Source organism: Janthinobacterium sp. AD80 (assembly GCF_002878455.1).
In the GTDB taxonomy this organism is placed as follows: domain Bacteria; phylum Pseudomonadota; class Gammaproteobacteria; order Burkholderiales; family Burkholderiaceae_D; genus Janthinobacterium.
Genome location: NZ_NRDQ01000002.1, coordinates 45,208 through 56,934 on the forward strand (window position 1 = coordinate 45,208; position 11,727 = coordinate 56,934).

An 11,727-nucleotide genomic window follows, 5' to 3' on the forward strand; every position below is an offset into this window, starting at 1 on the left:
CGCTGTTAACTTTGCAAAACATTGCTAGCCTGCCTGGATTGAGACGAATACTGCACTATGATGAAGGTCAGCAACGAAAAGTGCGGTACTCTGTACGTTGAATGAGGGGCCTGAATGCTAATTTTTCTTGACACTGAATACACAGATCCAGTGAACTGTGACCTCATCAGCATTGGCATGGTGGGTGAGGACGGCCAAAATGAGTTGTATCTGGAACGCTCAGATTTTCGGGTGGAATGGTGTAATCCGTTTGTCCACTCCACCGTGCTGCCTTTGCTTGGCAAGACGGGCCAGGCTATGGACCGGTCCCAGCTAAGCACACAGGTGGCATCATGGTTTTTAACGCTGCCTCGTAGCGTTACTATCGCGTGCGACAGCATCACGGACTGGAAGCTACTCGTTGCCGCGATGGATGGAATATATCCGTCGAATCTGACCGGCCGTTACGATTTACGTGGGCATATCGACTCATCTGAATTTCATCATGCCGTAATCCGATATCATGAACGCTACGGGCCATGGCACCATGCTTTACACGATGCGCGTGCGCACCGGCATGGGTGGCTTGCTTGGCAAGACGGCAGAAAAAGTCAGTACGCCTAATGTCTGAGGAGCGCAGCTTCATCTTCAATGTGTAGAGTAAGGCTGAGCGCGACTTATCTTTAATGAAGCCCTAAAGACTCCGTCATAAAAACTTAACGGAACGATTTGAGACTACATTCAGTTACTGTATGTCTGAAGTTCCTTGCGGATTGCGCCTCATCGAGACTTTGCAACATCCATGATACGAAAGCGCACCAGCCAGCATGTGTTAGCGCCTCTGGCACGCCATCCACGACATAAAGCGCATCGGCGTGCAACTCCGCAGGCAAGGCAAGTATCCAATTTTCGATAGTGCGCTCAAACTCGTAGGGAACAGCAGAAAGCGGTAGCACAGTCATTTCGCCAACCTCTTGAAACTGTATGCCAGCGGGTATGCCGCAAAACAGTGAACGTATCTTTTGATCGCTTGCCATCCTCGCTTCCTTTCGTCCTACTGCGACCACTTTAAGGACGGTTTCTGACCGTCAACTGACTTTTCGCTCTGTAACTATCCGCTGGATCGCAGCGATTCCAGCTTCCATCTTCTGACGTGCTGAGCTGTTGGCCGAATGAACGAAGATAATTGGAGGATTAAAGCCGCGCAACGCGACCGCTTCCTCAATCCACAAGATAACGTCATACCCGGTGCCTCGTTCGTCATCACCAAGATCATGGTCGAGGCTGATCTCGACAACCGCACCGGAGGTCAATAGTGATACTGCCTCATCAGGCCAGTACACTCGCGTCCACCCTTCAGGCGTATTTCGCTCATCGTCGAGGTAGACCCTCATTTCTTATACTCCGGAGATAGTGGCACGCGCGCCCGTGGTGATGATACCTGATGAGCCCCATTTGTTGGCGCCGAAGCGGCGAACTGTCGCCACCATTTGCGCCAGAAATCGATGCGCCAGTCACCGGTGCGGCTCGGCTCGAGATCGCGTCGGATGCAGGCCAATCAGGCCCCAGATTACGTCAGTGCAAGGGGATATGTCGCTTGCCGTGCATAGTGCAAGCTGTTGTGTCGTCCCGTGCAAAGCGATGTGTCGTTTAGAGTTCTAAGTAGTTGATTTGCATGATTCGCTGGTGCAAAGGGATGTGTCGTCCAACGACTGGCCGCCGCCACAGCGCCATTGTAGCGCGGCGCCGGGGCAACAAGTGCTTCTGCCTGCAAGGCCGGCACGCCCGGCCGCATGGGACAGGCAGCCATGGGCGCAGTTCATTCCCTCTTTTGCGCAGTTCGTCGCATTTCCAACCAGCAAAGCCATGCGTTTTGCTATCTTGCTATCGACAGCACGGCAGCCGCGACGCGGCAGCCGGCTTTTTCTTTCCCTGTTCAAACCATCTTAAAGGAAACACCATGCGTACCTTGCTGGCCCTGTGCTGTGCCGTTGCCCTTGGCGGCTGCGCCATCGTCATCAACCCCAACGATGGCGAGGTGCGCTACTCCGGTGAGTCGGGCAGCAATGTCGTGCAGGGCAACCAGCAGGTGAGCCGCGACGTGCGCCAAGTCGGCAGCCTGAGCGCGCTCGACATCGACAACATGAAACGCCTCGATATCAAGATCGACGTGCGCGTCGGTCCCGCGCCATCGCTGGTGGTCGAAGCGGACAGCAATCTGCAGCCGCTGATCCATAGCGAAGTCAACGGCAATACTTTGCGCCTGTGGAGCGATACGAGCATTCGCAGCAGCAATGGCATCCACATTATTTATACGACGCCGCAACTAAACAAGATCACCGTCTCCGGCGCCGGCCGCCTGGTGGTCAGCGGCCTCGATGGCGGCGACTTCAGCCTGGTGCAGCGCGGTTCGATGAAGAGCGAACTGTCCGGCAAGGTGGCGCGCTTCGACGTGGCCAACCATGGTTCGGGCAGCATCAACGCGGCGGCCCTCGCCAGCGGCAATACGGACGCCGTGCAAAACGGCTCGGGCCGCGTGCAACTGGGCAATGTGGGCGGCGAACGCGTCAACGTGGCCATCAACGGTTCCGGCAACATCAGCGCCAGCGGCAAGGTGCAACGCCTGGACGCCAACGTGAATGGCTCGGGCGACATCAACCTGGCGGCCCTGAACAGCGCGGTCGCCTATCTGTCGAGCAACGGTTCCGGCGACATCGACGTGACCGTGCAGAACGAAGTCAACGCCCGCTCCAGCGGTTCGGGCCGCATCACCGTGCATGGCGACCCCGCCCGCCGCACCCTGTCGGGTTCGCGCGTCAGCGTGGTGCGCTAAGCGCGTCCTGGCGACGCATGGGAGCCGGCTTGCTATACTGTCGGCTCCTCACCCGCTTATCTGATTTCCATGTCCCCATCCGCCACCCTGGCATGCCGTCCGTCCTGTGGCGCCTGCTGCACCGCGCCTTCCATCACCAGCCCGATTCCCGGCATGCCTGATGGAAAACCTGCAGGCGTGCGCTGCATCCAGCTGGCCGACGACAACCGCTGCCTGATCTTTGGCCAGCCGCAGCGCCCCGCCTTTTGCGGCGGCTTGCAGCCGTCGGCGGACATGTGCGGCGCCAGCCGCGAACATGCGCTGCACTGGCTGGCCGAACTGGAACGGGCTACGGCGCCCGGCTGACCGCAGGCTCAGGCCCGCATGCCGAGCCAGATCACGGACTCGGTCGATGCCGCCACCAGCGCGCCAGCAGCGAAGTCTCGTCCACCTGCGCGGTCGCCTGGTCATGGTGGTGCTGCTCATCATCAATGACGCTGCGGATGGCGGCGGTGGCTTCCGGGTCGCTGCCGGCAAGCACACGCAGCTGTTCCTGCAAATGCCGCAGTACGACGCGCTCGACCGCTGCCGTGGTGATGGCGATCGCATGGCGTCCCAGTATTCCCGTTACCAGCCCCAGCGCCATGCCGCCGCCGACGCACAGCCAGTAGCTGCGGCAGCGGGGCAAGCCGCGCCACTTCAGCTCAGCGCGAAAAATGTCCCGGTGGCGCTCTTCATGTCCCTTGAATACGATCAATTCCGGCAGCAGCGCCCGGTGCAGCCAACGGGCGGCGATGATTTGCCCAGCATAAATACTGATGGCGCCATGTTCACCTGCATGATTGACTTTCAGGATCCGGCCACCCAGCGTCTTCGCTCCCTTCATCGCCCCACTCCGCTGCGTATAAGCAGCCTAGTGTACTGATAACGATTACTTTTAAGAACTTTCTCGGTGTTGCACAAGACGCTGTACGCATGCCGACGAAAAGCATTGACCGCCTCTGCACGTTTGCGTATATTCATGCACATTCCTGCACGTTTATAAGTTCAACATGTCCGCAACCCTGCTCCTCAAACAACGCCAGGCCCTGATCCAGCAACAACTGCATGCCGACGGCAGGGTCCTGGCCCTGAACCTGGCGCGCCAGCTCGATGTCTCTGAAGATACGATACGCCGCGACCTGCGCGAAATGGCCGCGGCCGGCCTGTGCCAGCGCGTGTATGGCGGCGCCCTGCCGCTGGCGCCCGACGGCGGCACCCTGGCGCAGCGCAAGCAGGAAGCGCCCGAACGCAAGGCCCGCCTGGCGCAGGCCGCCGTCTCCCTCGTGCGCGCCGGGCAGGTGCTGTTCCTCGACGCCGGTTCGACCAACCTGGCTATCGCCAGCGCCTTGCCAGAGTTGGCGCTCACTGTCATCACCAACGCGCCATCGATCGCCATGGCCTTGATGGAACGCCCGGAAATCGAGCTGATCATGGCTGGCGGCAGGGTCGACCGGCGTGCCGGCGCCAGCCTGGGGCCGCAGGCGCTGCGCACGGTCGAGCGCATGCATCCCGACCTGTGCTTCTTGGGCGCCTGCGGCGCCGATGCGGACGCGGGCGTGACAGCCTTCAATTACGACGAGGCCGAGTTCAAGCGCAGCATCGCCGGCGCCAGCAAGGCCGTCGTCGTGGCCATTACCAGCGACAAGCTGGGCACGGCCGCCCCCTTCGGCGTGCTGGCCACAGGCTTGCTGCAGCACCTGGTGCTGGAAGCGGACGCCGATACAGTCCACGCCGCCGCCTTTGAACGGCTGGGTGTGCAGGTGCTGCGCGCCCGTGCCTGATTTTATCCACCCCGACTCTTTGAAAAGCTCCCCCATGCATCTCACCGGCACCTTGCAACAACGCGCCACGCGCCTGGTCTTCTTTGCCGCCGGCCTCGGCATGGCCGCCTGGGCGCCACTCGTTCCTTACGCCAAGTCGCGCCTGGGCCTCGATGAAGCCACCCTGGGCATTTTACTGCTGTGCCTGGGCGCCGGTTCGCTGTGCGCCATGCCGTTTACGGGCATGCTCGCGGCCCGCTTCGGCTGCCGCAAGGTCATCATCAGCGCCGGCCTGCTCTTGACCGCCATCCTGCCCGGCCTGGCGCTGGCGGCCACCCCGCTGCAGCTGGGACTGGTGCTGCTGGTGTTCGGCGCGGCCATGGGCACGTTTGACGTGGCCATCAATATCCAGGCCGTGATCATTGAAAAGGCGAATGGCGGCGCCATGATGTCGGGCTTCCATGCGCTGTTCAGCGTGGGCGGCTTCGCCGGCGCGGCCTGCATGGCCCTGCTGCTGTGGCTGGGTCTGTCCCCCGCCTGGTCCTGCGTGGTGGTGATGCTGCTGCTGTGCGGCGTGCTGGGCGCGGCGCAAGGCCATCTGCTGCCGACCGCCTCGGCATCGGGCGAAAAGACCCCGCTGTTCGTCATGCCGCACGGCGCCGTGATCCTCATCGGCTTGTTGTGCTTTATCGTCTTCCTGGCCGAAGGCGCCATCCTCGACTGGAGCGCGCTGTTCCTCACCACCACGCGCGGCCTCGACGAAACCAAGGGCGGCCTCGGCTACGCCGCCTTCGCCATCGCCATGACGGTGGGCCGCTTCACGGGCGACAAGGTGGTCAGCCGCTTTGGCGGCAAGCGGGTGCTTACTTTCGGCGGCCTGTGCGCAGCCAGCGGTTTCTTCCTGGCCGTGCTGGCGCCGCAGGCGGGCCTGGCCATGCTGGGTTTCGTGCTGATCGGCCTGGGCGCGGCGAATATCGTGCCCATCCTGTTCACGGCGGCGGGCAACCAGAACGCCATGCCGGCCAGCCTGGCCGTGGCCGCCATCACCACCATCGGCTACGCGGGCATCCTGGCCGGCCCTGCCGTGATCGGCTTCGTCGCCCACGCCACCAGCCTGAACATCGCCTTCGCCATGCTGGGCTGCGCCCTGCTGCTGGTGGCCGCCAGCGCACGCCTGGCGGCGCCGGCAAAACAGGCGTCCTGACCCTTCCCTTGCCTGGCGGACGGTGGCAAAAAACCGCCGCCCGCCAGCGCCCAAATCCGATTCGCAAGCCGCTCTCGTGGTAAGCTTCGACCCCGCGCGCATTGCGAGCGCCAGCGGTCACCCCCATCCTGTCACTATTACCCATTTATACATCTATGGATCTCATTCTTGCGTTAAAAGCCATCATCATGGGGCTGGTCGAAGGTTTTACCGAATTCTTGCCGATTTCATCCACAGGTCACCTGATCCTGGCCGGCAGCCTGCTCGACTTTACCAAGGATGTCTCGAAAGAAGTCATGGATGTCTTCGAGATCGCCATCCAGGCCGGCGCCATCCTGGCCGTGTGCTGGGAATACCGCCAGCGCATCGGCAGCGTGCTGACCACCTTCGGCAGCGAAGCGAAGTCGCGCAAGTTCGTGCTCAATGTCGCCATCGCTTTCCTGCCGCTGGCCCTGATCGGCCTGGCCATCGGCAAGATGATCAAGCATGCGCTATTCAAGCCCGTGCCTGTGGCCATGGCCTTCATCATCGGCGGCATAGTGATCTTGCTGGTGGAGCGCCGCGCGCGCACCAATCCCGTCACCGTGCGCGTCAACTCGGTTGATGACATGACCCCGTTCGACGCCTTGAAGGTGGGCTGCGCACAGGCGTTCGCGCTGATTCCCGGCACCAGCCGTTCCGGCTCGACCATCATCGGCGGCATGCTGCTGGGTTTGTCGCGCAAGACGGCCACCGAATTCTCGTTCTTCCTGGCCATCCCGACCCTGCTGGCGGCCACCTTCTATTCGCTGTACAAAGCGCGCGACATCCTGTCGGCCACCGACGTGCCCCTGTTCGGCCTGGGCACCGTGGCCGCCTTCATTTCCGCCTTCCTGTGCGTGCGCTGGCTGCTGCGCTATATCAGCACGCACGACTTTACGTTTTTTGCCTGGTACCGCATTGTGTTTGGCTTGCTGGTATTGGCCAGCGCCCACTACGGCTGGGTTGTTTGGGCAGAATAAGGCACTATGAATCAAGATCTTAACCAGCGCGCGCTCGACCTGCTGCAAACCGTTTTCGGCTACCCGGCCTTCCGTGGCCAGCAAGCCGACATCGTCGACCACGTCAGCCATGGCGGCGACGCGCTGGTGCTGATGCCCACCGGCGGCGGCAAGTCGCTGTGCTACCAGATTCCAGCCCTGCTGCGCGACGGCGTCGGCGTCGTCATCTCGCCGCTGATCGCCCTGATGCAGGACCAGGTGGATGCGCTGGCCGAAGTCGGCGTGCGCGCCGCCTTCCTGAACTCCACGCAGACCTACGAAGAAGCCAGCCGCATCGAGCGCCTGGTGCGCACGGGCGAGATCGACGTCGTCTATGTGGCGCCCGAGCGCCTGATGACCCAGCGCTGCCTTGACCTGTTCCAGGCGTCGAAGATCGCCCTGTTCGCCATCGACGAGGCGCACTGCGTGGCCCAGTGGGGCCACGACTTCCGTCCCGAATACATCAAGCTGTCGGTGCTGCACGAGCAGTTCCCGGACGTGCCGCGCATCGCGCTGACGGCCACCGCCGACCCGCAGACGCGCGCCGAAATCGCCCTGCGTTTGCAGCTCGATGATGCGCGCCAGTTCGTCTCTTCCTTCGACCGCCCGAACATCCGCTATCAGATCGTGGAAAAGGCGAATGGCCGCAAGCAGCTGCTCGACTTCATCAACACGGAACACGCGGGCGACTGCGGCATCGTGTATTGCCTGTCGCGTAAGAAAGTCGAAGAGACGGCGGAATTTTTGAACCAGAGCGGCATCCGCGCCCTGCCGTATCACGCCGGCATGGAGTACGCCAAGCGCAGCGCCAACCAGGCGCGCTTCCTGCGTGAAGAAAACATCGTCATGGTTGCCACCATCGCCTTCGGCATGGGCATCGACAAGCCCGACGTGCGCTTCGTGGCGCACCTGGATCTGCCGAAAAGCATCGAGGGCTATTACCAGGAAACGGGGCGCGCGGGACGCGACGGCATGGCCGCCAACGCCTGGATGGCGTACGGCTTGCAGGACGTGGTGCTGCAGCGGCGCATGATCGACGAATCGGAAGCGGACGACACCTTCAAGCGCGTGCTGGGCGTCAAACTCGACGCCATGCTGGGCCTGTGCGAAACGCTCAGCTGCCGCCGCATGCGATTGCTCGAATACTTCGGCGAACCGGCTTCGCCATGCGGCAATTGCGACACGTGTTTAGTGCCGCCCGTCTCCTTCGACGGCACCGTACCCGTGCAAAAGCTGCTGTCGGCCATCTACCGCGTCGACCAGCGCTTCGCCGGCGGCCACGTGATCGACGTGCTGCGCGGCGTGGAATCGGAACGCATCAAGACCTGGCACCACGATTCCCTGTCGGTGTTCGGCATCGGCTCGGATCTGGGCGAAGCGGAATGGAAATCGATTTTGCGCCAGGCCATCGCGCTGGGCCTCGTCTCGGTCGACCATGAGCAATACAGCTCGCTGAAACTGACGGACGCCTCGCGCCCCGTGCTCAAGGGCGGCCAGAAAGTGCAGCTGCGCCAGTACCAGAAACCGGTGAAAACCAGCAAACGCAGCACCAGCGTGGCAAAGGGTTATGTCGAGACGGACCTGTCCACCAGCGAACAGGCGATCTTCGACAAGCTGCGCTGGTGGCGCGTGGAGACGGCGCGCACGCACAACGTCCCCGCCTACGTGATTTTCGTCGATGCCACCCTGCGCGAAATCGCCAAGGCAAAGCCCACGTCGCTCGAGCAGATGCGCGGCGTGAGCGGCGTGGGCGAGAAAAAACTGGCCTCGTACGGCGACGAAATCGTCGCCATGATTCTGGAGATGATTTGATGGAAGCACTCTCGCCGGACCTGATTTACCAGGCCGTGAAAATCCTCGGCGCCCAGCCCGACGCCGAAGACGCGGTGGAAGCGCAAGTACGTGCCCTGGTGCAGGACGACCTCACCGTGCGCCGCCTGGCCGACGTGGTGCCGGAAGCCTTCGGCCTGGTGCTGGCGTCGCACCTTCCCGGCGCCGAAACCATGACCTTGCCCGACACTTTCTGCGCGCAGGACGAGGACGGCGAATGGGTGGAGTTCCCCCTGCGCCGCGAACCGATCTTTGTCGTCGCCGCCGATATCGCCCAGCACACCTTCCACAACGGCCCGCGCGCGCTGATACAAAACCTGGCCGACCGCAGCTCCCTGCTGGCGGCCATCAACAAGGCCCTGAATGCGGGCGGCTCGCTCGATGGCACGACCCTGGGGCCGCCGTCCTTCTTTGGCCTGCCCGCCGCCCTGTACCAGCCGGCGGCATCGGCCGATACGCCCTGAGCACTGCACCTTGCCTTTGCCCTTGATAAGAGAACGCTGCCGCGATGGAAACCAAATGGCTGGAAGACTTCATTTCACTCGCTGAGACGCATAACTTCAGCCGTTCCGCGGCCCTGCGCCACGTTACCCAGCCAGCCTTCTCGCGGCGCATCCAGTCGCTGGAAAACTGGCTCGGCATCGACCTGGTCGACCGCACTTCCTACCCCACGCGACTGACGCCGGCCGGCGCCGTGTTCTACGAGCAGGCGCTGGAAATGCTGGGACAGATCAACGGCGTGCGCGCCCTGTTGCGCGGCAAGCGGGCCGCCACGCAAACCAGCGTCGATTTCGCCGTGCCGCATACCCTGTCGCTGACTTTCATGCCGAAATGGCTGACGGCACTGGAAGAAGGTTTTGCGCCCATCAACAGCCGTTTGATGGCGCTGAACGTGCACGACGCCGTGCTGCAGCTGGTCGATGGCGGCTGCGATCTGCTGCTGTGCTACCACCATCCGCGCCAGCCGGTGCAGCTGGACCCTGGCCGCTACGACATGCTGGTGATGGGCCGCGAAACCCTGCGCGCATATGCGCGCTGCGGCCAGGACAAGGTGCCGGACTTTGTCCTGCCGGGCAGCGCCAAGGACCCGCTGCCCTTCCTTTCCTACACCAGCAATGCCTACCTGGGACGCATGGTGGAACTGCTGGTGGCCGATGCCAAGGTGCCCCTCTTCCTCGATACCTGCTATGAAACGGACATGGCCGAAGGCTTGAAAATGATGGCGCTGGAAGGCCGCGGCATCGCCTTCCTGCCCGAATCGGCCGTCATGCGCGACGTCAAGTACAAGCACCTGGCGCGTGCCGACGGCGGCGCGCCAGGCTGGGAAATCGAACTGGAAATCCGCCTGTACCGCGAACGCCCATCGAGCCTGCGCCCTGGCAAGCAGATCGTCGAAAGCCTGTGGCAATACCTGGTGCAGTCGCAGGACGGCAAGGCGCGCAGCGGCAAGCGCCGCAAACGCGCCGCCGTGGCCGCGACATCCTGACTGGCAATCCTGGCAACACAACTATGCAATAAATGCATAACCGGATGCGCACAAAGCATTGGCCGGGGCATAAGGCTATCGCCTACGATGCGGTTCCGCTGCGCGCAATGCAATTGACTGCGCCACCACAGCATTTTTGAATGCCAGGAAAAATCGTCGCGAGCGGCAGTGATTTGTGGCCGAGAAGCGCAGCTGTACGAAGGTACAGCAAGCATCGCCGGCCGCAAAGCACGACGCGCAGCAGATTTTTCGGCATTACCCCACCGTTTTGTCCAGGAGCTTATCAAGCATGACCAGCAAGCACGCACTTCCTTCCTACCTGAATCCTGAAGACCTTGGCCCATGGGGCGTCTACCTCGAGCAGATCGACCGCGTTACGCCGTACCTGGGCAACCTGTCGCGCTGGGTGGAAACGCTGAAGCGTCCAAAGCGCATCCTGACGGTCGACGTGCCTATCGAGCGCGATGACGGCACCATTGCCCACTACGAAGGCTACCGCGTGCAGCACAACCTGTCGCGCGGTCCGGGCAAGGGCGGCGTGCGCTTCCACCAGGATGTAACCCTGTCGGAAGTGATGGCGCTGTCGGCCTGGATGACGGTCAAGAATGCAGCGGTCAACGTGCCATACGGCGGCGCCAAGGGCGGTATCCGTGTCGATCCGAAGACCCTGTCGCGCAATGAACTGCAACGCCTGACCCGCCGCTACACGAGCGAGATCAGCATGATCATCGGACCAAACAAGGATATCCCGGCGCCGGACGTCAACACGAATGAGCAAGTCATGGCGTGGATGATGGACAGCTACGCCATGATCGGCGGCAACATGTCGACCGGCGTGGTGACGGGCAAGCCAATTTCGCTGGGCGGCAGCCTGGGGCGCCGCGATGCGACGGGCCGCGGCGTGTTCGTCGTCGGTTGCGATGCGGCCGCCAAGGTCGGCATGTCGCTCGAAGGCGCGAAAGTCATCGTGCAAGGTTTCGGCAACGTGGGCGGCGTCGCTGCACGCATGTTCGCTGAAGCCGGCTCGAAAGTGGTGGCGGTACAAGATCACAAGACCACCGTGGTGCATGCCGGCGGCTTGAACATCCCGCAACTGCTGGCACACGTGGCCGAAGTAGGCAGCGTCGAAGGCTTCCCGGGCGCCGAGGCATTCGTGCCGCGCGAAGATTTCTGGGGCATCGATTGCGACATCCTGATCCCGGCCGCGCTGGAGCAGCAAATCACGGCGGAACGCGCACAAGTCATCCGCGCCAAGATCATCCTGGAAGGCGCCAACGGCCCGACCCTGCCTGCGGCGGACGACATCCTGACCGACCGTGGCGTCTTGATCGTGCCGGACGTGCTGGCCAACGCCGGCGGCGTGACCGTCAGCTACTTCGAGTGGGCACAGAACTTCTCGAGCTTCTTCTGGACCGAAGAAGAAATCAACAGCCGCCTGACCCGCATCATGCGCGAAGCATTTGACGCGGTATGGCAAGTGTCGCAAGAAAAGAAAGTGTCGATGCGTACCGCCACCTTCATCCTCGCATGCACACGCGTGCTGCAAGCTCGCGAAGTACGCGGTCTGTATCCATAATGGCTGCCTGAGAAAATGC

13 protein-coding genes are annotated in these 11,727 nt (G+C 62.3%); 10 read left to right on the plus strand and 3 right to left on the minus strand.

What is annotated here, in order from left to right; genetic code table 11:
• Positions 1-150 precede the first annotated feature (150 nt).
• Entirely contained in the window at positions 151-603 is a 453-nt protein-coding gene (locus JaAD80_RS00445) for a hypothetical protein (protein WP_180979240.1), read from the plus strand.
• A gap of 92 nt (positions 604-695) precedes the next feature.
• Here JaAD80_RS00445 and JaAD80_RS30030 read toward each other — a convergent pair whose 3' ends face one another.
• Positions 696-1,016 carry a hypothetical protein gene (locus JaAD80_RS30030; protein ID WP_146012211.1) on the minus strand — a complete coding sequence of 107 codons (321 nt, stop codon included), beginning with the start codon at positions 1,014-1,016 and terminating at the stop codon, positions 696-698.
• A gap of 51 nt (positions 1,017-1,067) precedes the next feature.
• Positions 1,068-1,373 carry a cyclic-phosphate processing receiver domain-containing protein gene (locus JaAD80_RS00450; protein ID WP_102292410.1) on the minus strand — a complete coding sequence of 102 codons (306 nt, stop codon included), beginning with the start codon at positions 1,371-1,373 and terminating at the stop codon, positions 1,068-1,070.
• A 566-nt stretch (positions 1,374-1,939) separates the two neighbouring features.
• Here JaAD80_RS00450 and JaAD80_RS00455 point away from each other — a divergent pair.
• Both JaAD80_RS00455 and JaAD80_RS00460 read left to right on the plus strand, forming a co-directional pair.
• Positions 1,940-2,812 carry a head GIN domain-containing protein gene (locus JaAD80_RS00455; protein ID WP_180979241.1) on the plus strand — a complete coding sequence of 291 codons (873 nt, stop codon included), beginning with the start codon at positions 1,940-1,942 and terminating at the stop codon, positions 2,810-2,812.
• Positions 2,813-2,881: 69 nt separating this feature from the next.
• Positions 2,882-3,157 carry a YkgJ family cysteine cluster protein gene (locus tag JaAD80_RS00460; RefSeq protein ID WP_102292412.1) on the plus strand — a complete coding sequence of 92 codons (276 nt, stop codon included), beginning with the start codon at positions 2,882-2,884 and terminating at the stop codon, positions 3,155-3,157.
• Between the two features lie 31 nt (positions 3,158-3,188).
• Here JaAD80_RS00460 and JaAD80_RS00465 read toward each other — a convergent pair whose 3' ends face one another.
• The gene (locus tag JaAD80_RS00465; protein WP_258002751.1) at positions 3,189-3,677 is read right to left on the minus strand and encodes a demethoxyubiquinone hydroxylase family protein; all 489 of its coding nucleotides are present in this window, start codon (positions 3,675-3,677) and stop codon (positions 3,189-3,191) included.
• A gap of 166 nt (positions 3,678-3,843) precedes the next feature.
• On the opposite strand from JaAD80_RS00465, the gene JaAD80_RS00470 reads away from it, so the two are divergent.
• From JaAD80_RS00470 to JaAD80_RS00500, 7 genes are all read left to right on the plus strand, one after another.
• Positions 3,844-4,614, plus strand: coding sequence for a DeoR/GlpR family DNA-binding transcription regulator (locus tag JaAD80_RS00470; protein ID WP_102292413.1), 771 nt, complete (start codon positions 3,844-3,846; stop codon positions 4,612-4,614).
• A 34-nt stretch (positions 4,615-4,648) separates the two neighbouring features.
• Positions 4,649-5,797, plus strand: coding sequence for an MFS transporter (locus tag JaAD80_RS00475; protein WP_102292414.1), 1,149 nt, complete (start codon positions 4,649-4,651; stop codon positions 5,795-5,797).
• Between the two features lie 155 nt (positions 5,798-5,952).
• A complete protein-coding gene (locus tag JaAD80_RS00480; protein ID WP_102292415.1) occupies positions 5,953-6,798 on the plus strand; it encodes an undecaprenyl-diphosphate phosphatase in 846 nt (281 codons plus the stop codon).
• A 6-nt stretch (positions 6,799-6,804) separates the two neighbouring features.
• On the plus strand, positions 6,805-8,628 hold the full coding sequence (gene recQ, locus JaAD80_RS00485; RefSeq protein WP_102292416.1) for a DNA helicase RecQ: 1,824 nt from the start codon (positions 6,805-6,807) through the stop codon (positions 8,626-8,628).
• On the plus strand, positions 8,625-9,110 hold the full coding sequence (locus JaAD80_RS00490; RefSeq protein WP_146012212.1) for a hypothetical protein: 486 nt from the start codon (positions 8,625-8,627) through the stop codon (positions 9,108-9,110). Before recQ ends, JaAD80_RS00490 begins: the two co-directional genes overlap by 4 nt.
• Positions 9,111-9,154: 44 nt before the next feature.
• Complete coding sequence (locus JaAD80_RS00495; protein WP_102292418.1) at positions 9,155-10,132, plus strand: LysR family transcriptional regulator; 978 nt, start codon at positions 9,155-9,157, stop codon at positions 10,130-10,132.
• Positions 10,133-10,421: 289 nt separating this feature from the next.
• Positions 10,422-11,708 carry a Glu/Leu/Phe/Val dehydrogenase gene (locus JaAD80_RS00500; RefSeq protein ID WP_034785857.1) on the plus strand — a complete coding sequence of 429 codons (1,287 nt, stop codon included), beginning with the start codon at positions 10,422-10,424 and terminating at the stop codon, positions 11,706-11,708.
• Positions 11,709-11,727: the final 19 nt, after the last annotated feature.